This window comes from Nocardioides conyzicola (assembly GCF_039543825.1).
Taxonomy (GTDB): domain Bacteria; phylum Actinomycetota; class Actinomycetes; order Propionibacteriales; family Nocardioidaceae; genus Nocardioides; species Nocardioides conyzicola.
In genome coordinates, this window is record NZ_BAABKM010000005.1 from 60,353 (window position 1) to 83,461 (window position 23,109).

A 23,109-nucleotide genomic window follows, 5' to 3' on the forward strand; every position below is an offset into this window, starting at 1 on the left:
GGTGGTCACGGGGCCTTGACGGCCCGCGTCGACTTCGAGGTGGCGCTGGCGGTGCGGTAGCCGGCGTACGAGCCCGTGACCTTCACCGAGATCCGCTGGTGCTGGAGCCGGCGCGGGATGCGGTAGCTCGTCCGGGTGGCGCCGGCGATCTTCTTGCCGCCGGCGTACCACTGGTACTTCAGGTGGGCGCCGGCCAGCCTGACCGTGCCGGCCCGCCAGGTGCCCGCCGCCACCGTCAGCTTGCGGCCGACCTTGGCGGTGCCGTGGACCTTCGGCTTGCCGTGGGTCAGGGTGCCGGCGGCCACGACGTGCGACGTCGAGAGGGCCGAGGCCGTGGTGTACGCCGGGTAGGTGCCGGTCACCCGCACGGAGAGGCGCGTGCGGTAGTCGGCCGCGGTCGTCGTGTAGGTCGCCGACGTCGCTCCCTTGATGGCGACCCCGTTGCGCAGCCACTGGTAGTCGAACGACGTCACCGAGGCGTCGCCGGCCTTCCACGGGCCCGGCTTGGCCGTCATCCTGTCGCCGACGGCGAACCCGCCGGAGACCACCGGGACGGCCGTGGTCAGCGTCGTGTCGGGCACGGTCGGCACCGGGATGCCCACCGCGGCCGAGGTCGCGCTGGTCGAGGCGAAGCCGTCCTTGGCCGCGGTCACCGCGACCGCGACGACGTGGCCGCCGTCAGCGGTCGTCGTCGTGTAGGTCGCACCGGTCGCACCGGCGATCGCCACGCCGTCGCGCAGCCACTGGTAGGCGAACGAGTCGGGCGTCGGCGTCCAGGTCCCGGTGTCCGCCGTCAGCAGCGAGCCCACGGCGAGCGTGCCCGAGACGGTGGGAGCACTCACCGAGACGACCGGGCCGTTGGCGAGGATCGCGCAGGCCGTCGCCGCCGTTCCGGAGCCGGTGACGGGGATCTGGTCGGTCGGCTCGACGGGGCCGCTGGCCTCGCCGGCAAAGGCCGCGTGCGCCACCTGGGCGACCGCGTTGTTCCTGGTGTCGGCGATGTAGACGGTGTTGGTGCTGCGGTCGACCGCCACCGCGTGCGGCGTGTTGAGGTGGGTCCGCCACGGGAAGGAGCCGCCGCCCACGGGGCTGAGGTTCTCCGTCCCGGACAGCGCCGAGGTGTTGACCAGGGTCGAGATCGTGCCGTCGGGCGTCACCTGGCGGATGGCGTGGTTGAAGGTGTCGGCGATGAAGAGGTTGCCGGCACCGTCCAGCGCGACGCCCTGCGGGTCGTTGAGCCGTGCCGAGGTCGCCGGGCCACCGTCGCCGGAGAACCCGCCGAGGCAGCCGCTTGCCGCGAGGCCGGCGGCGTAGTCGCCCGCCACTGTGGTGATCACGCCGGTCGTGCCGTCGACGCGACGGACCACGTTGTTGGCCGCGTCGGCGATGAAGACGTTGTCCTTCGCGTCCACGGCGAGGCCCGCCGGCTGGGAGAGGCGTGCCTTCGTTCCGGCCGCCCCGTCCCCGGTGTAGCCGCCCTTGCCGGTGCCGGCCACGACCGAGATAGCGCCGGCGGCGGTGACCTCGAGGACGCGGTTGTCGTAGGTGTCGCCGATGAAGACGTTGCCCGCGCTGTCGACCGCCAGGCCGTTCGGGTGCCAGAGGTTGACGGTGAGCGGCGTGCTCGTCGCCGTGACGGCGGACCCGGCGCCTCCCGCGACGCCGGTGCCGGCGAAGCGGTGGATGACACCGTCGGTGGTCACCTTGCGGATGACGTTGTCACCGCTGTCGGCGATGTAGAGGTTGCCCGCGGCGTCGACGGCGGTGCCGCCGGGTTGGTAGAGCTGCGCATCCTCGGCAGGGCCCTCGTCGCCGAGGTCGCCGTACCCGGTGAGCGAGCCGGCCACGTTGTCGGTGACGCCGTTGATGATCGAGGCGAGCACGTTGTCGCCGGTGTTGGAGACGTAGAGCGTGCCGTTGGCGGCGGAGACGCCGGCCGGGCGGTAGAGGCCGCCGGCAGGGGGCAGCGGGAGCCCGGTGGTCGGGTCGATGACCGGGTCGTCGCCGGTGCTGTTGTCGTACGGCACCGCCGTGAGGAGCGGTCCGGTCGTGTCGACGATGCCCGCGCCGTCGGTGTAGGCGTACCCACGGGGGGCGAGCAGGGTCACCCAGTCCTTGCCGGTGAGGGTCAGCCCGGTGGCGCTCGACGGGACCGTGAGGTCCGCGCCGGCGGCCACGGTCGATCCCGGCGCCAGGGTGTAGTCGGTGCCGGCACGGTCCTCGAGCACGTAGCCGGACAGGTCGGCCGCGGAGGTCGACGTGTTGGTGAGCGTCACCGCCGAGCTGGTCGCCTCCGTGATCTTCACGGCACGGGTGAAGCCGAGCTGCTCGAGGTCGACGGTGCTGGGGCTGCTGAGCGCCTTCTTCAGCGGGTGCCCGACCGAGTCGCCTCCGGCGTACAGCGAGTTGTACCAGACCGCCGCGTCCGCGCTGGAGCGGTCGGACGGGAGCTTGTAGTGCTCGGCGTAGTTGCCGTTGGTGGCCGTGCAGACGGCCGCGCCGTTGAGGGTGTTGGCGGCGCACGGGGTGTCGACGTACGCCCGGGAGATCGGCGTGCCGCCCTGGGCGACCGACAGGTAGTAGCTGTGGTCCCCGCCGGAGTTGGCCATCGAGGAGAAGCCGTAGACCAGCACGACCGGGGTGGAGGCGGGGATCGCGTAGTTCGCGCGGAACTGAGCGGTGGTCTTGACCCCGAAGTACTGGTTCTCGACCCACCAGAAGACCTGGGTGCCGTGAGCGGGGATGACCGGGTCGATCGTGGGCGAGGACGCCGTGGTGTCCGCCGGGTCGTGCAGGGTCATCGTCGTGCCGCTCTTGGTGAGCGTGAGCCCGTACGCCGAGAAGTCGATCGGGTGGTCGGTGGTGTTCGTGACCTCGCTGTACTCGTAGTAGTCGGTCGAGTTGTTGTCGTAGTTGACCTCGGTGACCAGCAGGTCGTTCGGCTCGATCTCGGGCGGGCCGGAGTTGGCGGCGCCCTTGGTCGACCAGGCCGAGACGCCGAAGTCGCCGGTGCCGTCGGGGTAGCGCGCCCAGGAGGTGGGCGCCGAGGACGTCCACGTCGTCTGGTCGAGCAGGGTGCCGTCCGTCTCGGTGAGGTAGAGGGTGTCGTCGGCGGCCAGGTCGAAGCCGGCGGCGCCGAGATCGGCGCCGTCGACGACCACGAAGCCGTGCGCGGCGATGTCTCGTGCGGGCAGCCGGTAGGTGTCGCCCGCGCTGTTCTCCAGGGCGACCGAGGCACCGGAGAGGTCGCCGCCGGTGTTGTAGAGCTCGACCCAGTCTCCTGCCGCGGTGCCGGCGGTCCTGACCTCGTTGACGGCCAGACCCGCCAGCGGGTCACCGGGGGCCGGGCCACCGGACGGCGGCAGCACGACCAGGGTGAAGTCCTCGGAGACCGACCCGTGGTCGGCGCCCGTGCCGCTGTCGCTGGCGCTCACGTGGACGGTGTAGTGACCGAGGTCGTCGGTCGGCGTGCCGCTGATGGTGCCGGTGCCCGGGTCGATCGTCACGCCGGCCGGGAGGCCGGTGGCGGAGTAGGTGTAGCCGGGGAAGCCGCCGTGCGCCTTCGCGTGGATGTCGGTGAGGGCCACCCCCCGGTGCACGGAGACGTCGGCGATCGGGTCGAGGCGCAGGACCTTGCTGAGCGTCAGCTTGAACGACGTGGTCGCGGTGTCGATCGGCGTGCCGTCCGAGACGGTCACCGTCACGTCGTACACGCCGACCTCGTCGGTCGCGACGGGCGTCCCGCTGATCACGCCGGTGGCCGGGTCGATCGAGATGCCCGCGGGCAGGCCGGTGGCGGAGTAGGTGAGGTCGCTCCAGACCTTGGTCGCCTGGACCTGGATCGGGGTCATCGGGCCGTTGAGCGAGATCTCGGTGTCGGCGACGGGCGCGACCACCACGTGCTCGCTCGACTGCGAGATCGGGTCCCGCTGGCTCACGACGAAGTCGGCCGCGTTGTCGTTGGTGTCCTGCGGGAGCCCGTGCTTGACGATGCGGGTGTCCCAGTGCGCCGCGTCCTGGACCGGAGCGGAGTGGACGCAGCTGGCGGCGTTGCTGCCGTCGGCGGCGCAGACCGCCGTGCCGGTCCAGCCCTCGGCGCCGTGCACGTTGTTGGTGCCGTCGTTCTTCGAGAAGCCCATGGCGTCCACCACCGGCGAGGGGTTGATGCTGGGGTCGGCGAGGTCGAAGTCGCTGGCGCTGGGGCTCCAGGTGACGTGTCCCGGGGTCCCGAAGGCGGCGTCGTTGGCGGCCGTGTCGTTGGCGGCGAGCGGGTAGACGCCGGTGAGGTCGACAGCCGCGTCGAGCAGGAGCATCTGTCCGCCGGTCGCGTACCCGCCGATGTTCTTCGCTCCCTGCTGCGAGGGGTTGACGGTCGCGCTGGTGGAGCTGAAGTCGATGTCCGGCGTGACGCCTGCCGGCATCGAGGGCAGCGTGGCGCTCGCGGCGTCGTAGATCGAGACGAGGAAGTGGTGGTGCGGCTGGACCGTGCCGTAGAGCTTGTACGGCGCCGTGCAGGTCTGGGCGGCCGTGGCCGCGTAGCACAGGTAGTAGTTCGGCTGGACCGTCGCGGGCGTGGTCGCCGTGTCGAGCGTGCCCAGCACGATCGGGTCGTCGGTCGGGTTGTAGAGCTCGAACCAGTTGTTGTCGTAGACGCCCGACTGGTCGCCGTTGACCTGGCTGATCACGAGGCGGTCCGAGGTCAGGGACGCCGGGTGGGCGTTGGTCGCTCCCTTGGTCGCGTGCTGCGAGACCGCGAAGTCGCCGGTGCCGTCGGGGTAGCGGGCCCACGAGGTCGACGGGGAGGAGGTCCAGGACGTCTCGTCCAGCACGGTGTCGTCGGTCTCGGTGAGGTCCAGGGTGTCGGCCGCGCTGAGATGGATCCCAGCGCCGGCGAGGTCGGTGCCGTCGATGACGACGTGGTCGTCCGCGGCGATGTCCTGCGTCGGCACGCGGTAGGAGTCGCCGGCCTCGTCGGTGAGGTTCACCACGGCCCCGGTCACCGCGGCACCGGTGTTGACGAGCTCGACCCAGTCGTCGGCCGCGGTGCCGGTGGCCCTGACCTCGTTGATCCTGAGCCCGGCCAGGGGGTCGGTCCCGCTGGGCGGGGTGGTCGGAGGTCGCTCGACGATGGTGAAGTCCAGCGCGACCGACTGGGCGGCGGAGCCCGCGCCGCTGTCGCTGACGGTGACGTGCACGCCGTAGCGGCCGACGGCGCCGGTCGGGGTGCCGGTGATCACGCCGGAGGCCGGGTCGATGTCGAGCCCGGCCGGCAGGCCGGTGACGGCGTAGTGGTAGTCGGGGGTGCCGCCGTGCGGGGTCACCTGGACGGGTGCGATGGCCGCGCCCTTGTGGACGGTGACGTCCGCCTGGGGGTCCACGCGCAGCAGGCTGCTGACCGTCATGGTGAACGTCGTGGTGGCCGTCTCGGGCCCGCTCGGCGTCTGGTCGGAGACGGTGACCGTCACCGGGTAGGGCCCGAGGTCGTCGGTCGCGGCCGGGGTGCCGCTGATGACACCCGTCGCCGGGTCGATCGTCACTCCCTGGGGCAGCCCGTCCGCGGCGTACGTCAGGGCGCCGACGCCCTTGCTGCCCTTGACCTCGAGGGGTGCCATCGCCTCACCGCGGCTGACCTCGGTGTCGCTCACCTTGGCCACGGCCACGTGGTCGTTGACCTGGGAGTGGATGGTGAAGGTCGCGGGCGAGGCGGTCGAGAAGTCGGTGCGGTTGGTGTCCGTGTCGACCGGTACGCCGTCGGTGAAGGTGCGCGTGATGACGCAGGCGTTCGTCGTCCCCGCGTTGACACCCGTGATCGGCGTCGCGCCGTTGCTCTCAGCGGCGTTCGGCTGGGTGGTCCCGGCGTTCGTCCAGCCGACGCCGTCGACCAGCCCGGCCGCCCGGGCGGCGGAGGAGGAGAGGTCGCCGGTGAAGGTCGCGGCGCTGCCGGCGTTGGCGGCGCTGGGGTCGAGCAGGAGGACCTGGCCGCCGGTGTTGCAGCCGCCCATGTTGCTGCCCTGCTGCTGCCCGTTCGCCGCGGTCTTGACCGCGACGTCCAGGTCCGGGGTGAAGCCGGACGGGTAGGTGCCGTCGTCGGCCGGCGTGTGCGCGTTGGCGTACCAGACGAAGAAGTAGTGGTGCGCCTTCACCGTGCCCGACAGCTTGACGGTCGAGCTGCACTTCTGCGGCGAGGTCGTGACGCCCCGGTAGCACAGGCTGTAGCTGCTCGACGTGACGGCGCCACCGGCGACCGTGCCGAGGGCGATGTCGGAGTCCGTCGGGTTGTAGAGCTCGATCCAGTCGTTCGTCCACTGGGCAGTGTCGGAGTTGGCGCCCCAGACTGCCGCGATCACCAGGTGGTCGGGGGCGGCGGCCGCCTCGGCCGGACCGGCCAGGACCGCTCCCGCCATCGTCGCGGTCAGGGCGGTGGTCACGACGGCGCTGATGACGCCGCGCCAGCTCTTCAGGAAGGTCACGAGTCGTGAGGATTTCGCTAGCGTCGTAACAGACGGGGATCGTCCGGTGAACGCCCGGGAGTGCCCAGATGATCGTTGGGCGATCGCCCAGATCCCGTGCCAGGGTGACCCACCATGGCCGACCTGAAGGACATCGAGCACCTGCTCATCGTCATCGCCGAGGACGTGCCGGTGGCGTCCGTGACCGCCCTGCCGGAGCTGGTCACGACCTGCCGCAACTACCACCTCACGCCCGACGGCGAGGAGCGTGCGGAGCGTGTCTGGCCGAGCTTCGCCGTCCTCCTGCGCGACGCCGGCGTCACCGTGCACCTCCGCGCCTCGATGCCGGACACGCTGGGCGACGTCACCGTGATCGAGGGGTCCGCTGCGACCGTCGAGGCCGTCCTGGCGGGGCTCGGCGACCTCCCGCCCGCCACCCTCGTCGCCGTCGCCCTCGGTGGCGGCGACGCGCTGCCGGTCGCCGAGTCCTGGGGTCCTGCCCTGGGGGCACCCGGGACCCTGCTCCTGCACACCCCGTGGACCTCCCGAGCCTGGGTGAGCGACGAGGTCTGCGACCACACGTCGCTGATCCAGCTCTGCGAGCGCTGGACCGCCAGCCACGGCCACGAGGCCCGGATCTGGCTCACCGAGTGGCGGCGCCGCGTGTGCGGTGACCTGGTCGGAGCGGTCGACCTCGGTGAGCCGGTCGAGAGCACCGACACCGACGGGGTGCCGGCCCGGCCGCTCCCGTACGCCCCCTCCGCGGAGATCGGCACGCGGGCCGGCGCCGCGGTGCTGGAGCTCACCAACGCCGGCGCATCGCTCGGGATCCATCTCAGGGTCGAGGACGGCGGCAGGACGACCGGGGTGACGGTCCCTGCGTCGCCGGCGGCGCGTCCGCGCACGATCACGGTGCCGGTCACCACCCGCGACGGCCGGTACGACGTCACCGTGACCGGCCCCGGCGGGTTCGCCCGCCACCTGACAGGCGAGCTCACCACGAGCCGCGCGCTCGAAGGAAGGCTCGGATGAGCGACTTCACGATGCCCCTGGTCCTCGACCTCGACGTCGTCTCCCTGACGATGTCGTTGGTCAACATCGCGTCACCGACCGGTGAGGAGGGCGGGCTGGCGGACTCGATCCAGGACGCCCTGGCGCCGCTCGCCCACCTCAGCGTCGAACGGGTCGGCACCACGGTCGTCGCGCGTACGGCGGAACCCGACGACGCGGCGGACCGCGTGCTGGTCGCGGGACACCTCGACACCGTCGCCGGCGCGCCCGACGCCTTCGCCTACGTCGAGATGGGCAGGCTCGTGGGCCCCGGCGCCTGTGACGCGAAGGGCGGGATCGCGGTCATGCTCAAGGCCGCCGCGTCACCACACCCGCGCAACGCGACCTTCGTCTTCTACGACGGCGCCGAGACCGGGCGCGACGGGCTCACGCAGCTGGCCGAGTCCCGCCCCGACCTCGTCACCGTCGACGCGGCGGTCGTGCTCGAGCCGACAGCCGGGCGCGTCTCGACGACGGAGCCGACGCATCCCGTGCTCGCCCGCCTCGTCGAGCTGGCCGACGCACCGGGGCCGCCCGCCGTGCCCCTGAGCTGCTCGGGCGCTCAGGCCCTCGCCGCCCGCGGCATCCCGACCGCGGTCTTCGGGCCCGGCGACCCGCGCCTGGCCCACTCCCCCGACGAGCTCGTCCCCACCGCGGAGCTCACCCAGTGCGAGCACGTGCTGCGCACCTGGCTGCAGGGTTGACCTAGACGGACCGCTGGAAGTCGAGCACCCGACCCATCACCCGGTAGCCCAACAGCTCGTTGACGCCGATCATGTGGTCGTTGGACTCGGCGTTCCAGGTGTCGAGCTCGCGGACCTGCGGCTCCTCCTCGCCGAGCCACCGCAGCATCTCCAGCTTGAGCACCAGCCCGAGCCGGTGACCGCGGTGCGCGGCCACGACCGACGTGTCGTGCTGCTCCGCGAGCTCGGGCCGCTCGCCGTCGACGGCCACGACCGTCTGCCCCGCCAGCTGGCCGGTCCCCCGGTGCCGGGCCACCAGGCGGTAGAGCCGGTGTCCACGCTCCGCCCACGCGTGCTCGTACGCCGCGATCCGCTGGGGCGGGTACACCTCGTCCTCGACGTCCAGCTCGTCGGTGGGGGCGTCGTTGATGGCAGCGGTGAGGTCGGCGAGCGCGGCGAGGTCGCCGTCGGGAGTCACCCTCGGCCAGCGGACCAGCTCGTAGCCGGGCGTCTCCGGCAGCGGCAACGACGGGAGCTCCTCGACGTACTGCCGGCGGTGCACCTCCACCGACCTCTGCTCGAACCCGTGGACGGCGGCGAAGGCCTCGGGCCCCGGCCCCTCCCAGCCGGCGATGCCGACCGTGGTCCGTCCCTCCGACCTCGCCCGCTCCACCTGGTGCGCCAGCAGGGCACTGCCGTGACCCCGCCGTCGCTGCTCCGGCACGATCTCGACCTCCACCGACGCCAGGTGGGCGTTGTCGTACGACGAGACCTCGTAGCGCGCCGCGCCCACGTCGAGCCCACCGGCCGTGGCCAGGAAGGCCCGGGCCGGATCACCGTCCCAGCCGTGGCGGAGCTCGCCGACGCACTCGTGCTCCGTCAGGGGGTGCAGCCACGGCGAGTCGACGCGCCGCGCTGCGTTGGTCACGGCCACCAGACGGCGTACGGCGTCCGCATCCGTCCAGTCCACCTGCTCGATCTGCATCCCTCGAGCATGCCGGATCCCCTACGGTTCCGCTGTGACGAAACTGGGCCGCACGACGCTGCTGTGGATGATCCCGCTCAACCTGCTGCTCGTGGCCTGGGTCTGGATCGGCCGGATCGTGTTCGGGGTCGGCGGCTGGTTCTTCCTGATCTTCCTGGTGTCGATCGTCCCGGTCGTGCTGATCGCGCTGATCCTGACGACGGTGCTCGCGTTCACCCAGGAGGGCCGGCCGCGCTCGCTGACCCGGTTGCAGGCCTGGGCCCAGCTGCTCACCTGGCTCGGGCTCCTCGGCTTCGGCGCGTTCTGCCCCGACTTCGGCGACACCGATGACAGCAGCATCTCGTTGCTCACCCAGCTCTTCGGGCACACCGACGCCATGCTCGACCTGAGCTACACCGTGACCATCGGGTTCGCCGTCGTCGCGGTCGTGGCGTACGTCGTGCTGCTGGTGTCGCTCGTGTTCGCCCGGCGCCACGACCCCACCCCGGCCCTCGGCTGAGCGGTGACCGACAATGGTGCGGTGAGCGACACGCCGACCCCCTCGACCCCGCCGAAGAAGCGGCCTCGGCACCTGATGGACCCCGCCAACCCGCACCGCGAGGTCAAGTCCGCGGCCACCGGCTCGATGCACCTGGAGCCCGTGCAGAAGTGGGTGCTGTCGATCCTCGCGGCCGTGACGATCGCCCACCTCGCCGCCGGGCTGGTGATCGCCGCGATGTACGTCGACGACGGTCGCACCGACGCCCAGATCGGGCTCAACGTGCTCGCCGGCGCGTTCGGCGTCATCGCCGTCGCGGTCTTCCGGACCATCCACCAGCTCAAGCCGGTCTCGGCGTGGCTGCTGCTCGGTCTGGTCCCGACGGTCGTCGGTCTCTGGCTGACCTTCCGCTGACCCACCGGTCACCGCCCGCGGCCTAGGGTGGCGTCATGGCTGACGACAAGACTCGTGACAAGGCATCCACGTTCCTCCGCCTCCACCAGGCGCCCGAGCTCCTCACCGTCGTGAACGTGTGGGACGTGATCAGCGCCAAGGTGGTCGCCGACGTCGAGGGCACGTCCGCGCTCGCGACGGCCAGCCACTCGATCGCGGCGTCGTACGGCTACCCGGACGGCGAGCAGATCCCGGTCGACCTCATGCTCGAGGCCGCCGGACGGATCGCCGCCTCCACCGACCTGCCCGTGACCGCGGACCTCGAGGGCGGGTACGGCGACCCAGCCGAGACCGTGCGGCGGGCGATCGGTCTCGGGATCGTCGGCGCCAACATCGAGGACCAGATGCGTCCCCTCGCCGAGGCCGCGGCCAACGTCGAGAAGATCATGAAGGCCGCGGAGGCCGAGGGCGTCGAGTTCGTGCTCAACGCCCGTACCGACGCCTTCGTGAAGGGCCGCGACCGCGACCAGGCCGAGGTCCTCGCCGACGCCGTCGAGCGTGGCAAGGCCTTCCTCGACGCCGGTGCCCCGGTCGTCTTCGTGCCCGCCAAGCTCGACGAGGCCCAGGTGACGACCCTCGTCGAGGCCTACGGACCGCAGCGGCTGACCATGATCGGCATCCCCGGCGTCCCGTCGCTCGCCCGACTGCAGGAGCTCGGCGTCGCCCGGGTCTCCTACGGCCCGATGCCGCAGAACGTCGCCCTCACCGCGCTCCAGGAGCTGGTCGAGGACGTGCACCGCGGCGGTGGCGTGCCGTCGACCATGCGGATGCTCAACTAGAGCCGCTCGATGATCGTCACGTTGGCCTGACCGCCGCCCTCGCACATGGTCTGCAGGCCGTAGCGGCCGCCGGTGCGCTCGAGCTCGGCGAGCAGGGTGGTCATCAGGCGTACGCCGGTGGCGCCGATCGGGTGGCCGAGGGCGATGCCGCCGCCGTTGACGTTGACCTTGTCGTGCGGTGCGCCAGTCTCCTTCATCCACGCGAGCACGACGGACGCGAACGCCTCGTTGCACTCGAAGAGATCGATGTCGTCGATCGAGAGGCCCGTCTTCTCCAGCGCGTGCTGCGTCGCGCGGATCGGCCCCGTCAGCATCCACACGGGGTCGTCGCCGCGCACCGACAGGTGGTGGATCCGCGCCCGCGGCGTCAGCCCGTGGTCGGCCACGGCCTGCTCGGACGCGATCAGCATCGCGGCCGAGGCGTCACAGATCTGCGAGGAGACCGCGGCGGTGATCCGGCCGCCGGGGGCCAGCGGCTGCAGGCCGGCCATCTTCTCCAGCGAGGTCTCGCGCGGGCACTGGTCGGTGTCGAAGTCGCCCACGGCCTCGATCTGGTCTGCGAACCTGCCCTCGGCGATCGCGGTGCGCGCCCGCTCGTGCGAGGCCAGCGCGAAGGCCTCCATGTCCTCGCGGGAGATGTCCCACTTCTCGGCGATCATCTCGGCCGAGTTGAACTGGCTCACCTCCTGGTCGCCGTACCTCGCCTGCCAGCCCGGCGACTCGGCGAAGGGCGTGGAGAAGCCGTACTGCTGACCGACCAGCATCGCGGCCGAGATCGGGATGGCGCTCATGTTCTGCACGCCGCCGGCGACCACGAGGTCCTGGGTCCCGGACATGACGCCCTGGGCCGCGAAGTGCACCGCCTGCTGCGACGAGCCGCACTGCCGGTCGATCGTCACGCCGGGCACGTGGTCCGGCAGCCCGGCCACCAGCCACGCCGTACGCGCGATGTCGCCGGCCTGCGAGCCGATCGTGTCGCAGCAGCCGAGGATGACGTCGTCGACGGCGCCCGGGTCGACGCCGGTACGGCGGACCAGCGCGCTCAGCGTGTGCGCGGCGAGGTCGGCCGAGTGGACCGCGGCCAGCGCTCCCCCGCGCTTGCCCACAGGCGTCCGAACGGCGTCGACGATGAAGGCCTCACTCATGGACGTACTCGCTTCGCTCCGTGCGCCCATGAGGCACATGTCAGGCTGTATTGGATTTTTCGCTCACTTCGTTCGCTCATCGGTGGATCCCTTCGAGAAGGATGGAGAGGTACTGGCGCGCGATCTCGGTGTGGGTGCGTCGTCCGCCCGGTCTGTACCACGAGACGGCGACCCAGACGGTGTCGCGGATGAAGCGGTAGGTGAGCTCGAGGTCCAGGTCGTCGCGCAGGACCCCGGCGTCGATGCCGTTCTGCAGCAGGGTCAGCCAGACCTCGCGGGACTGCTGGTTGCGGTCCGCGAGGTAGGCGAACCGGTCGAAGGTGAGCAGGTAGGCGGCCTCGTTCTGGAAGATCGCCACCTCGTCACGGTGCTTGTCGATGGCCTCGAAGGAGGCCACGACGGCGCGCTCCAGCTGGGCCAGCGGGTCCAGGTCGCTCGCGAGGATCTCGTCGTACTGGCCGAACAGCTCCTCCTGGAAGGTCCGCAGGATCTCGTCGACCATCGACTCCTTGGAGTCGAAGTGGTGGTAGAGGCTGCCCGAGAGGATGCCGGCGGCGTCGGCGATGTCGCGGACGGTGGTGTTCTTGAAGCCCTTCTCGGCGAAGAGCCCGGCCGCGATCGCGAGCAGCTCGTCCCTCCTCGTCGCAGAGGACTGCGTCTCCTCACGCATGCTGGCTGCTCACCGAGACCACCTCGCCGGTGAGGTACGACGAGTACTCGCTGGCCAGGAAGACCATCACGTTGGCGACCTCCCACGGCTCCGCCGCGCGGCCGAAGGCCTCACGCTGCTTGAGCTCGTGCAGCAGCTCGTCGGAGGTGACCTTGGCGAGGAAGGGGTGCATCGCCAGGCTCGGCGAGACCGCGTTGACCCGGATGCCGTGCGGGGCGAGGTCGAGGGCGGCGCAGCGCGTCAGCGCCATCACGCCGGCCTTGGCCGCGGCGTAGTGGGCCTGCCCCTCCTGCGCCCGCCAGCCGATGACCGAGGCGTTGTTGACGATCACGCCCTTCGTGCCCGACGCGACGAAGCGCTGGCCCGCGGCGCGCACGCACCGGAAGGTGCCGTTGAGCGTGATGTCGAGGACCTTGAGCCACTGCTCGTCGGTCATCTCGAGGATGCTCGCGGTGCCGCCGAGGCCGGCGTTGTTGATCATGATGTCGACGCCGCCGAAGTCCTCCGCGGCGTCGAGCAGTGCGGTCACCTGGACCTCGTCGGTGACGTCGCAGACCAGCTGCCGGACCCGGTCGGCCCCGAACTCCCCGGCCAGCGCCTCCTCGGCCTCCGCGAGTCGGCGGGCATGGGTGTCGCTGAAGACGACGGCCTTCGCGCCCTCCTCCAGCACCCGTCGTACGACGGCCGCACCGATGCCCGCGCCCGCCGCAGCGGTCACGACGACGACCTTCCCGGCCAGCAGGTCGTGGCCGGGGACGTAGTCGGGGGTGGGCTGCTCGGGCCTGACGGTGGTCATCCACGTGCCTCTCGGGGTAGGCCGAGCACGCGCTCGGCGAGGATGTTGCGCTGCACCTCGTCGCTGCCGCCGTAGATCGTGTCGGCGCGCGCGAAGAGGAAGAGTCGTTGCCAGCGATCCAGGTCGTAGCCGTCCGCGGTGGCCGTGGTGAGGCCGCCGGCGCCGAGGACGTCCATGGCGACCTCGCCGAGGCGCTTGTGCCAATTGGCCCAGACGAGCTTGAAGACCGAGGGCCCTGCGGCGTCGTCCGAGGAGAGGCCACGCATCGCCTGCCGGCGCATCACCTCGAGCTCGACCTTCAGGCCGGCGAGGCGGTCCCGGAGGACCGGGTCGTCGATCGCACCGTTGTCCTTCGCGAGGTCGACCACGCCGTCGAGCTCGCGGGCGAAGCCCACCACCTGCGCGAGCACGGAGACGCCGCGCTCGAATCCGAGCAGCGCCATCGCGACCTTCCAGCCGTCGCCGGGCTCGCCGACCACCAGGTCGGCACCGGTGCGGGCGCCGGTGAAGAACACCTCGTTGAACTCGGAGCCGCCGGTCAGCTGCTCGATCGGGCGTACGTCGACCCCGTCCTGGTCGAGCGGGACCAGGAGGAAGGACAGCCCGCGGTGGCGCTCAGAGCCCGGCTCCGTGCGGCAGATGACGAACGCCCATTGGCTGAAGTGCGCGTTGGACGTCCACACCTTCTGGCCGTCGACGACCCAGTCGTCGCCGTCGATCCGCGCCTTGGTCTGGACGTTGGCCAGGTCGGAACCGGCGTTCGGCTCCGAGTAGCCCTGTGCCCACAGCTCCTCGACCGCCACGATCTTCGGCAGGAACCGGTCCTTCTGCTCCTGCGTGCCGAACGCCATCAGCGTCGGCCCCAGCAGCTCCTCGCCGAGGTGGTTGACCCGCACGGGCGCGTCGGCCTTGGCGTACTCCTCGTGGAAGATCACCTGCTGGGTCAGGCTCAACCCACGGCCGCCGTGCTCCTGCGGCCAGCCGACGCAGGTCCAGCCGTGCTCGGCGAGCAGCCGGTTCCAGGCGAGCCGCTCGTCGTGCGCCTCGTGGTCGCGGCCGGCACCGCCGAGGCCGCGCAGCGCGGCCCACTCGCCGGTCAGGTGCTCCTCGAGCCAGGCCCGCACCTCGGCACGGAACGCCTGGTCCTCCTCGGAGTAGGTCAGGTCCACAGGTGATAGCCTACCAAGCAATTGCTTGGTTGGGTGCGCAGCATCGAGTCAGCGACGGAGAGGCACGGCATGACCCACACGATCCCGGCGGCGCTCGGCGACGCGGCGGACCGCTTCGGCGACCACCCGGCGTACGTCCAGGACGGCGAGGTGGTCTCCTTCCTGGAGCTGCTGCGCCGCGTCCGGCGAGCCGCACGCGCGTACGTCGCGCTCGGGCTGCAGCCCGGCGACCGCGTCTGCGTCTGGGCGCCCAACAGCATCGGCTGGGTGGTGGCCGCGCTCGCCACGTCGTACGCCGGCGGCACGCTCGTCCCGGTCAACTCCCGCTACACCGGGCACGAGGTCGCCGACGTCGTCGACCGCACCGGTGCCCGGATCGTCGTGGTCGCGGACGGCTTCCTCGGCCGCACCCAGGTCGACGACCTGCGCGCGGCGAGCGACCTCTCGTCGGTCCTGGCCGTCATCGACCTCGTGGACCTGCCCGACCTCGACCTCGGGTCGGTGACCACCGCGGACGTCGACCGGCTCGCGGAGTCCGTCTCCCCCGACGACCCGGCCGACATCCTCTTCACCTCGGGCACGACCGGCCGGAGCAAGGGCGCGGTCTCGGCCCACCGCCAGACCGTCGGCGTGGCCCGGGCCTGGGGTGAGCTCGGCGGCGTGACCGGCCAGGACCGCTACCTGGTGATCAACCCGTTCTTCCACTCCTTCGGCTACAAGGTCGGCATCGTGACCGGCCTGCTGACGGGCGCGACCCTCTACCCGGTCGCGACCTTCGACCTCGACGAGACCATGCAGCTCATCGAGACCGAGCGGATCTCCGTGCTGCCGGGCGCCCCCACGATCTTCACCTCGCTGCTCAACGCCCCGGGCCGTGCCGACCGCGACCTGTCGTCGCTGCGACTCGCCGTCACCGGCGCCGCCGTCGTCCCGGTCGTGCTGATCGAGCGGATGCGCGACGAGCTCGCGATCGACCAGGTCGTGACCGCCTTCGGCATGACGGAGGCGGTCGTCGTCACGATGTGCCGCGAGGGCGACTCGGCCGAGACCGTGGCCACCACCTGCGGCCGGGCGGTCCCCGGGATGGAGACCCGCATCGGCCCGGACGGAGAGCTCCTCGTTCGCGGCGACTACGTGATGCTCGGCTACTTCGACGACCCGGAGGCGACCGCCGAGGCGATCGACGCCGACGGGTGGCTGCACACCGGCGACGTCGGCGTGCTCGACGACGACGGCAACCTGTCGATCACCGACCGGCTCAAGGACATGTACATCTCCGGCGGCTTCAACGTCTATCCCGCCGAGGTCGAGCAGACGCTCGCGCGGATGGAAGGCGTCGCGGACGTGGCCGTCGTCGGCGTGCCCGACGAGCGGATGGGCGAGGTCGGCAAGGCCTACGTCGTGGGCACGGCCCGGCCCGACGACGTGATCGCCTACGCCAAGGAGCGCCTGGCCAACTTCAAGGTGCCACGCCACGTCGAGGTCGTCGACGCGCTCCCGCGCAACCTGTCCGGCAAGGTGCTCAAGACCCAGCTGAGGGGCGACTGATGGACCTGACCCTGTCCGAGTCCGAACTGGCCTTCCAGGCCGAGGCCCGCGCCTGGCTCGAGGCCAACGTGCCGGCGGAGCCGCTGCCGTCGATGGACACCGCCGACGGCTTCGTCGCCCACCAGGAGTGGGAGAAGCGGCTCTCCGACGCGAGGTGGTCGGTCGTGTCCTGGCCGACGGCGTACTCCGGTCGCGAGGCCTCGCTGGTCGAGTGGGTCGTCTTCGAGGAGGAGTACTACCGCGCCGGCGCTCCCGGCCGGGTCTCCCAGAACGGCATCTTCCTGCTCGCGCCGATCGTCTTCGACCACGGCACCCAGGAGCAGCAGGACCGCTTCCTGCCGACGATGGCGACGGGCGAGAAGATCTGGGCGCAGTGCTGGTCGGAGCCGGAGGCCGGGTCCGACCTGGCCTCGCTGCGCTCGACCGCGCAGCGCGACGACGAGCGCGGCGGGTGGGTGCTCAACGGCCAGAAGACCTGGTCGTCGCGCGCGTCCTTCGCCCACTGGGGCTTCGGACTGTTCCGCTCCGATCCGCAGGCGGCGCGCCACCACGGCCTCACCTACTTCCTCTTCCCCCTCGACGCCGACGGCATCACGGTCCGCCCGATCGCCCAGCTCGACGGCGAGGCGGGCTTCGCCGAGGTGTTCTTCGAGGACGTGTTCGTGCCCGACTCCGACGTCCTCGGCGCTCCCGGCGACGGGTGGCGGGTGGCGATGTCGACCGCCGGCAACGAGCGCGGGCTGTCGCTGCGCTCCCCCGGACGGTTCTGCGCCGCCGCCGACCGGCTCATCGACCTCTACCGGTCCACGCCCGATCCCGCGTACGCCGATGGCGTGGTCGACGCCTGGACGAAGGCGCAGGCCTACCGGCTCTACACGTGGGGGACGGTGACCCGGCTCGCCGACGGTGGCGAGATGGGGGCCGCCGGATCGGTCAACAAGGTCTTCTGGTCCGAGCTCGACATCGCGCTGCACGAGACCGCCCTCGACCTGCTCGGCCCCGAGGCCGAGGTCGAGTCGCGGTGGCTGGACGGCTACACGTTCTCGCTCTCCGGCCCGATCTACGCCGGCACCAACGAGATCCAGCGCAACATCGTCGCCGAGCGGATCCTCGGTCTGCCGCGGGAGGTCCGGAAGTGAAGTTCGTGCTCGACGCCGACCAGCGCGACTTCGCCGCCTCGCTCGACGCGCTGCTGTCCTCCTCCGAGACGGTCGCCGTCGCCCGCTCCTGGGCCGACGGCGACAGCGCACCCGGACTCAGGCTCTGGGCCCGGCTCGCCGAGCAGGGCGTCCTCTCGCTGGCCACCGACGCGACGCCGGTCGAGCTCGCTGTCGCCTTCGAGGCGCTCGGCAGGTACGCCGTGCCCGGGCCCTGGGTCGAGTCCGCGGCGTACCTCCCGGTCGCGCTCGGCCACGAAGTCGAGGGCGTCGCCACGGTCGCGCTCCCCCCGCACGTGCCGTACGCGCTCGACGCCGACGTCGCCGACCAGGTGTACGTCGGTGACAGCCTCGCGACCGAGGTCGGTGACCTCGTCGGCTCGGTCGACCGGACCCGGCGGCTGTTCTCGGTGGCCGGCGAGGGCCGCAGCGACGACGCCGCCTTCGACCTCGCGGTGCTGGCCACGTCCGCCCAGCTGCTCGGCGCGGGCGAGCGAATCCTGGCCGACTCGGTGACCTACGTGAAGCAGCGCAAGCAGTTCGGCCGCGAGATCGGGTCCTACCAGGCGATCAAGCACGCCCTGGCCGACGTCCGCATCGCCCTCGACTTCGCCCGGCCGCTGGTCCTCGGCGCCGCGCTCGGCGAGGTGCCCGCGTCGGCCGCCAAGGTCGCGGCCGGCGACGCGGCGTACCTCGCCTCCCGCACCGGCCTCCAGGTGCACGGCGCGATCGGCTACACCCAGGAGTTCGACCTCAGCCTCTGGATCACCAAGGTCCGCGCGCTCGTCACCGCCTGGGGCACCCCGGCGTACCACCGTGCGCGCCTGCTCGACGAGCTGGTCGGCTGATGGAGTTCGCGCTCTCCGACGAGCAGCAGGAGCTGGCCGCCACCGTCCGGTCGCTGCTCGACAAGCGGGCCGACGCCCGGGTCGCGACGTACGACGAGGCGCTCTGGGGCACGCTCTGCGAGCAGATCGGCGTGGCCGCCCTCGGCATCCCGGAGGAGTACGGCGGGGCCGGGTTCTCGCTCTTCGAGTCGCTGGTCGCGCTGGAGGAGATCGGCCGCTCGCTGGTGCCCTCTCCCCTGCTCGGCTCGCTCGTGACCTCCGAGGCGCTGCTCGCCGGTGCCGACGAGGACGCCCAGGCGCGGCTGCTCCCGAGGCTCGCGTCCGGTGAGGTCGGCGCCTTCGTCGACGGCGACGCGCCCGTGCTCGACGGCGACCTCGCCGCGATCGTGATCGCCGCGGAGGACGACGGCCTCTACGAGGTCGAGGGCGCCGAGGTCACCTGGACGCCGACGATGGACCAGACGATCCGCCTCGCCTCCGTCGACGGCGGCACCCGGACCCGGATCGGCGACGGCCCGGCCGCGCGCGACCGCGCCCGCCTGGTCGGTGCCGTCGGCTGCGCCGCCCTCGCCTCCGGGCTCGCCGCCCGGGCGCTCGACATGACCGTGTCCTACAGCAAGGAGCGGGTGCAGTTCGGCCGCCCGATCGGCTCCTTCCAGGCGCTGAAGCACCGGATGGCCGACATGCTCGTCCTCACCGAGATGACCCGCTCGGCGTCCTGGGCGGCGTCGTACGCCGTCGCGACCCACGCCGACGACGCCGACCAGCTCACCCACGTCGCGAAGGCCTACTGCTCCGACGCCGTCGCTCGCCTCGCCGGCGAGACGGTGCAGCTGCACGGCGGCATCGCGATCACCTGGGAGCACGACGCCCACCTGGTCTTCAAGCGGGCGCACGCGCTGGGCCAGCTCTTCGGCTCCGCGCTCGAGCACCGGGCGGCCGTGACGCTCTGACGCCGCGCTGACGGGGCACACGTGACGCATGTGACTGGAGACCACTCGTGGGACTCGGCGTTGTCGAGCCGTAGGTGACGTGTGGATGACCTGTTGCCCGGACGTAGGCGTCGACTCCATAGCGTCCTGCTCATGACGAAGCCCACCGCAGCGCAGTCCACCACCGCCGCCGCCGGCCGCCCCTTCGAGGGCTCGGTCGCCAACCCGCGTCGTACCCAGATCTGACCGTCGAGAGACGCGAAACGGCCCCTGGGCCGAGGTCCTGAGGGCCGATTCACGTCACTCGACGCACGGGCCCGGCTCAGCGCGGGTCGGTGGTGCGGTACTTCCCCTGGAAGAACAGCAACGGATCCCCGTCGACCTCGTCGGTGTTGAGGTCCACCACCCGCCCGATCACGACGTAGTGGTCGCCCGCCTCGTGCACGGTCTCGATGGTGCAGTCGACGTGGGCCAGCGAGCCCTCCAGGATCGGGGACCCGGTCTCCGTCGAGGGCGTCCACTTCACGTCGCCGAACTTGTCGACGCCGCGGCTGGCCATCGTGTTCGAGAGCTCGGCCTGGTCGGCGGCGAGGAAGTTGACGCAGAACTTGCCGGACCGCTGGATCAGCGGCCAGGAGCGGGAGCTCTTGGCGGGGATGAAGAGGACGAGCGGCGGGTCGAGCGAGACGCTCGAGAACGACTGACAGGTCATGCCCACCGGCTCGCCGCCGCTGGTCGTCGTGACCACCGTGACGCCGGAGGCGAAGCGGCCGAGCACGTCGCGGAAGAGCCGCGCCTTCGCGACCGCGTCGGGGTCGTCGTGGACGGCGACGTCCTCGCCGGGCCGGAACTCGAAGTCGACGTCCTGGTCGCCCAGCCACGAGTTGATGAGCTCCGGGCTCGGCCAGGTCTCCCTGGCGTCGGGGCTCATGCCCTCGGGGACGTCGTGACCGATCTCCGGGCTCATGCTGGTGAGTCTTTCACTGCCGCGCGATCAGGACGCACCGGCGCCGAAGTCGTGCCCCCAGTAGGACACCGCCGTCGACTCGCGGGCCACCCACCGGGAGTCGTCCACGGTGAGGCCCTCGGTGCCGAACTCGATGTCGAACCCACCGGGCGACCTCACGTAGAAGGAGATCATCTCGTCGTTCATGTGCCGCCCGAGCGTCGCCGAGAGCGGGGCCTTGTGCTTGCGCACCCGCTCCAGCGCGCGACCGACGTGGTCGAGCTCGTCGACCTCGAGCATGATGTGCACGCACTTCGACGGGTTGGGCATCGGCAGGAACGCCAGCGAGTGGTGCCGCGGGTTGACGCCGAGGAACCGCAGCCAGACCTTCGAGCCGGGCGCCTTGCCGACGAACTCGCCGGGCATGCTCATCGAGTCCCGCAGCCGGAAGCCGAGCACGTCGGTGTAGAACCGCAGCGCCTCGACGTCGTCGAGGACGGGCAGCACGATGTGGCCCATCCCCTGGTCGCCGGTCACGAACCTCGCGGCGTACGGCGTGACCACGGGTCGCGACTCGTAGGTGATGCCGTGGAAGAGCTCGAAGACGTTGTCGAACGGGTCGGAGAAGCGCACCAGCTCCTGCACGCGGCGCTCCGCGAGCTCCTCCTCGGTGCCCTCCTCGAACTCCACCCCGGCCTTCTGCAGGTGCTCGCGAGCCTCCTGCAGGGCGCGGTGGTCGGCGAGCTCCCAGCCGACGCAGCCGAGCTGGTCGACGTCGGAGGGGTAGACGACGAGCCGGGCCGAGACCTCGTCGATGCGCCAGTACTGGTGGTCCGGGTGGGGGCCGCGACCCGTGGCCAGGCCGAGCACCTTGCCGGCGAACGTCGTCCACTGCTCGAGGTCGGTGCTGGCCACGCGGACGTAGCCCATGGACTTGATGTCGATCATGTCCGTGTCCTCTCGACGTGACGACCGAGGAAGGCGGTCGAGATCTCGGCGAACTCCTCGGCGGCCTCGATCTGTGCCCAGTGCCCACAGTTGGGGAAGACATGCAGCTGCGCCTTGGGGATCAGCTTGAGCGCCACCAGGGCTCCGTCGAGCGGGTTGACCCGGTCCTCACGGCCCCAGGTCAGCAGCGTGTGCTTGCGGAGCTGGTGGGCCTCGCGCCAGAGCATGCCGTCCTCGGCGGTGTCGGGGTTCCAGAAGGACATCCCCATCGACCGCATCGCGTCCTGCGCGCCCGGTGCCGTGGCGTCCGCGAACCGCTCTGCCACCAGCTCGTCCGTCACCAGGGACTGGTTGACCACCATCGTCGAGATGAACGCCCGCAGCCGCTCCGGCGTCGGGTCGGCCCCGAAGTCCATCAGCCGCTGCACGCCCTCGGTCGGGTCGGCGTGGAAGAGGTTGAGCGACAGGCCGCCCGGGCCCATCAGGATCAGCCGGCCGACGCGGTCGGGATAGCTGAGCGCCAGGCGCATCGCCGTACCGCCGCCGAGGCTGTTGCCCAGCAGGTGGACCCGGTCGATGCCGAGCTCGTCGAGGAGCTTGACGACGTAGTCGGCCGAGTGCCGGTAGTAGTTGCCCACCACCGGCGGCTTGTCGGACCCGCCGAAGCCGGGCTGGTCGACGAGCAGGGTGCGGTACGACGCCGCGAAGTGCGGCAGCGCGCGCCCGAAGTTGGACCACGCCGAGGCGCCCGGACCGCCGCCGTGCAGCATCACCAGGGGCAGCCTGTCCGCGCTCCCCTCACCCGCCTCGTAGTAGTTGAGGGTGATGTCTCCGGCCTTGGCGGAGTGCCGGACCGACTCCTTGGTGATGCTCACTCAGTACATCCCCGGGTCGACCTTGTGCCCGAACTCGTGGGCGCCGTACATCTGCAGCGCCCGCTCGGGGTCGTTGGCGGCGTGAACGCGACCCGCGTGGGCGTCGCGCCAGGCGCGCTGGAGGTAGGTGCCCTTCGCCAGTGCCCGGCCACCGGAGGCCTCGAACAGCGAGTCGATGGCGTCGATCGCCCGCTGCGAGCCGAGCACCTGGTCACGACGGACCTTCAACCGCGTCTTGAGCGGGATCTTCTCGCCCTTGGCGACGTAGGCCTGCTCCTCACGGATGTTGTTGACCAGGAGCGCCCACGCGGCGTCGATCTCCGAGGAGGCCTTGGCGATCCGGACCGCGGCGAAGGGGTCGAGCGACGCCTTCTCGCCGAGGTACGCCGCCCGCGTGCGCTTCTGCTGCATCCCCACGTGCTCCTCGTAGGCCCCCATCGCCATGCCGATGATCGGCGTGGTGATGGTGCCGGTGAAGATCGAGTGGAACGGCAGCTTGTAGAGGTCGGAGGTGTTCTGCTCCTGACCCGGGCCGAAGCAGCGGCCGGTGTCGCCCATCGACAGCGTGAACGCGTCGGGCACGAAGACGTCCTCGACCACGATGTCGTTGGAGCCGGTGCCGGCCAGGCCGACCATGTGCCAGACGTCGTTGATCGTGTAGTCGGCGCGCGGCACCATGAACGTCTTGAAGTCGACGACGTTGCCGTCGTCGTTGAAGACCAGGCCGCCGAGCAGCACCCAGCTGCAGTGGTCGCAGCCGGACGAGAAGCTCCACTTGCCGGACAGGCGGTAGCCGCCCTCCGCGAGCTGGGCCTTGCCGGTTGGGGCGTACGACGAGCTGAGCCGCGTCGTCGTGTCGGACCCCCACACCGCCTGCTGCGCCTCCTCGGAGAAGAGCGCCACCTGCCACGGGTGCACGCCGACGACGCTGGAGACCCAGCCCGTCGAGCCGCACGCGCCCGCGATGTCGCGGACCGCGGTGTAGAAGTCGATCGGGTCGGACTCGTAGCCGTCGAAGCGCTTGGGCTGCAGGAGACGGAAGAACCCGACCTCCTCCAGCTCCTTGATCGAGGCCTCGGGCACCACCCGGAGTCGCTCCGCCTCGTCGGCCCGCTCCCGGATACCGGGCAGCAGGTCACGGACGCCGTCGAGAACAGCCTGGGACATGGACTTCTCCTGTCGTGGTGGGACAGGATCG

19 protein-coding genes are annotated in these 23,109 nt (G+C 71.4%); 9 read left to right on the forward strand and 10 right to left on the reverse strand.

Translation table 11 applies throughout. The features are described from left to right. Positions 1–5 precede the first annotated feature (5 nt). Entirely contained in the window at positions 6–6,470 is a 6,465-nt protein-coding gene (locus tag ABEA34_RS21990; protein ID WP_345523850.1) for a putative Ig domain-containing protein, read from the reverse strand. A gap of 114 nt (positions 6,471–6,584) precedes the next feature. On the opposite strand from ABEA34_RS21990, the gene ABEA34_RS21995 reads away from it, so the two are divergent. Together ABEA34_RS21995 and ABEA34_RS22000 are read left to right on the forward strand one after the other, a co-directional pair. After that, a complete protein-coding gene (locus ABEA34_RS21995) occupies positions 6,585–7,481 on the forward strand; it encodes a phospholipase domain-containing protein (RefSeq protein ID WP_345523851.1) in 897 nt (298 codons plus the stop codon). Next, the gene (locus ABEA34_RS22000) at positions 7,478–8,203 is read left to right on the forward strand and encodes a M20/M25/M40 family metallo-hydrolase (RefSeq protein ID WP_345523852.1); all 726 of its coding nucleotides are present in this window, start codon (positions 7,478–7,480) and stop codon (positions 8,201–8,203) included. Before ABEA34_RS21995 ends, ABEA34_RS22000 begins: the two co-directional genes overlap by 4 nt. 1 nt (position 8,204) lies before the next feature. Here the strand turns inward: ABEA34_RS22000 and ABEA34_RS22005 are convergent, their stop codons facing one another. After that, positions 8,205–9,167, reverse strand: a complete 963-nt coding sequence (locus ABEA34_RS22005) for a GNAT family N-acetyltransferase (protein WP_345523853.1) — start codon at positions 9,165–9,167, stop codon at positions 8,205–8,207. Between the two features lie 34 nt (positions 9,168–9,201). Here ABEA34_RS22005 and ABEA34_RS22010 point away from each other — a divergent pair, with 34 nt between their 5' ends. Genes ABEA34_RS22010 through ABEA34_RS22020 form a run of 3 tightly spaced genes read left to right on the forward strand, consistent with a single transcriptional unit; the run spans position 9,202 to position 10,877 of the window. After that, positions 9,202–9,666: a hypothetical protein gene (locus ABEA34_RS22010; RefSeq protein WP_345523854.1), complete on the forward strand. Its 465-nt coding sequence runs from the start codon at positions 9,202–9,204 to the stop codon at positions 9,664–9,666. 21 nt (positions 9,667–9,687) lie between these two features. Further along, positions 9,688–10,059, forward strand: a complete 372-nt coding sequence (locus tag ABEA34_RS22015) for a hypothetical protein (protein ID WP_345523855.1) — start codon at positions 9,688–9,690, stop codon at positions 10,057–10,059. 35 nt (positions 10,060–10,094) lie between these two features. Then, entirely contained in the window at positions 10,095–10,877 is a 783-nt protein-coding gene (locus tag ABEA34_RS22020; protein WP_345523856.1) for an isocitrate lyase/PEP mutase family protein, read from the forward strand. Here ABEA34_RS22020 and ABEA34_RS22025 read toward each other — a convergent pair. The 4 genes from ABEA34_RS22025 to ABEA34_RS22040 all read right to left on the reverse strand — a co-directional run bounded on the left by ABEA34_RS22025 (position 10,874) and on the right by ABEA34_RS22040 (position 14,657). Continuing rightward, a complete protein-coding gene (locus ABEA34_RS22025; RefSeq protein ID WP_345523857.1) occupies positions 10,874–12,022 on the reverse strand; it encodes an acetyl-CoA C-acetyltransferase in 1,149 nt (382 codons plus the stop codon). The two genes, ABEA34_RS22020 and ABEA34_RS22025, sit on opposite strands and share 4 nt — an antisense overlap. A 76-nt stretch (positions 12,023–12,098) precedes the next feature. Next, a complete protein-coding gene (locus ABEA34_RS22030; protein WP_345523858.1) occupies positions 12,099–12,692 on the reverse strand; it encodes a TetR/AcrR family transcriptional regulator in 594 nt (197 codons plus the stop codon). Further along, positions 12,685–13,488 carry an SDR family oxidoreductase gene (locus ABEA34_RS22035; protein ID WP_345523859.1) on the reverse strand — a complete coding sequence of 268 codons (804 nt, stop codon included), beginning with the start codon at positions 13,486–13,488 and terminating at the stop codon, positions 12,685–12,687. The genes ABEA34_RS22030 and ABEA34_RS22035 overlap by 8 nt, the downstream gene beginning before the upstream one ends. Further along, positions 13,485–14,657 carry an acyl-CoA dehydrogenase family protein gene (locus tag ABEA34_RS22040; protein WP_345523860.1) on the reverse strand — a complete coding sequence of 391 codons (1,173 nt, stop codon included), beginning with the start codon at positions 14,655–14,657 and terminating at the stop codon, positions 13,485–13,487. The genes ABEA34_RS22035 and ABEA34_RS22040 overlap by 4 nt, the downstream gene beginning before the upstream one ends. Before the next feature lie 69 nt (positions 14,658–14,726). Here ABEA34_RS22040 and ABEA34_RS22045 point away from each other — a divergent pair, with 69 nt between their 5' ends. From ABEA34_RS22045 to ABEA34_RS22060, 4 genes are read left to right on the forward strand one after another with little or no spacing between them, the layout of a single operon-like run. Further along, positions 14,727–16,205 carry a FadD3 family acyl-CoA ligase gene (locus ABEA34_RS22045; protein WP_345523861.1) on the forward strand — a complete coding sequence of 493 codons (1,479 nt, stop codon included), beginning with the start codon at positions 14,727–14,729 and terminating at the stop codon, positions 16,203–16,205. After that, positions 16,205–17,344, forward strand: coding sequence for an acyl-CoA dehydrogenase family protein (locus ABEA34_RS22050; protein WP_345523862.1), 1,140 nt, complete (start codon positions 16,205–16,207; stop codon positions 17,342–17,344). Before ABEA34_RS22045 ends, ABEA34_RS22050 begins: the two co-directional genes overlap by 1 nt. Then, complete coding sequence (locus ABEA34_RS22055) at positions 17,341–18,210, forward strand: acyl-CoA dehydrogenase family protein (protein WP_345523863.1); 870 nt, start codon at positions 17,341–17,343, stop codon at positions 18,208–18,210. The genes ABEA34_RS22050 and ABEA34_RS22055 overlap by 4 nt, the downstream gene beginning before the upstream one ends. Beyond that, entirely contained in the window at positions 18,210–19,163 is a 954-nt protein-coding gene (locus ABEA34_RS22060) for an acyl-CoA dehydrogenase family protein (protein WP_345523864.1), read from the forward strand. The genes ABEA34_RS22055 and ABEA34_RS22060 overlap by 1 nt, the downstream gene beginning before the upstream one ends. A 301-nt stretch (positions 19,164–19,464) precedes the next feature. Here ABEA34_RS22060 and ABEA34_RS22065 read toward each other — a convergent pair whose 3' ends face one another. From ABEA34_RS22065 to hsaA, 4 genes are read right to left on the reverse strand one after another with little or no spacing between them, the layout of a single operon-like run. Beyond that, complete coding sequence (locus ABEA34_RS22065; protein ID WP_345523865.1) at positions 19,465–20,109, reverse strand: flavin reductase family protein; 645 nt, start codon at positions 20,107–20,109, stop codon at positions 19,465–19,467. Positions 20,110–20,136: 27 nt separating this feature from the next. After that, positions 20,137–21,036, reverse strand: coding sequence for an iron-dependent extradiol dioxygenase HsaC (gene hsaC, locus ABEA34_RS22070; RefSeq protein WP_345523866.1), 900 nt, complete (start codon positions 21,034–21,036; stop codon positions 20,137–20,139). Then, positions 21,033–21,911 carry a 4,5:9,10-diseco-3-hydroxy-5,9,17-trioxoandrosta-1(10),2-diene-4-oate hydrolase gene (hsaD, locus tag ABEA34_RS22075; RefSeq protein WP_345523867.1) on the reverse strand — a complete coding sequence of 293 codons (879 nt, stop codon included), beginning with the start codon at positions 21,909–21,911 and terminating at the stop codon, positions 21,033–21,035. Before hsaD ends, hsaC begins: the two co-directional genes overlap by 4 nt. Further along, positions 21,912–23,078: a 3-hydroxy-9,10-secoandrosta-1,3,5(10)-triene-9,17-dione monooxygenase oxygenase subunit gene (gene hsaA, locus ABEA34_RS22080; RefSeq protein ID WP_345523868.1), complete on the reverse strand. Its 1,167-nt coding sequence runs from the start codon at positions 23,076–23,078 to the stop codon at positions 21,912–21,914. It abuts the gene before it with no gap. Positions 23,079–23,109 lie beyond the last annotated feature (31 nt).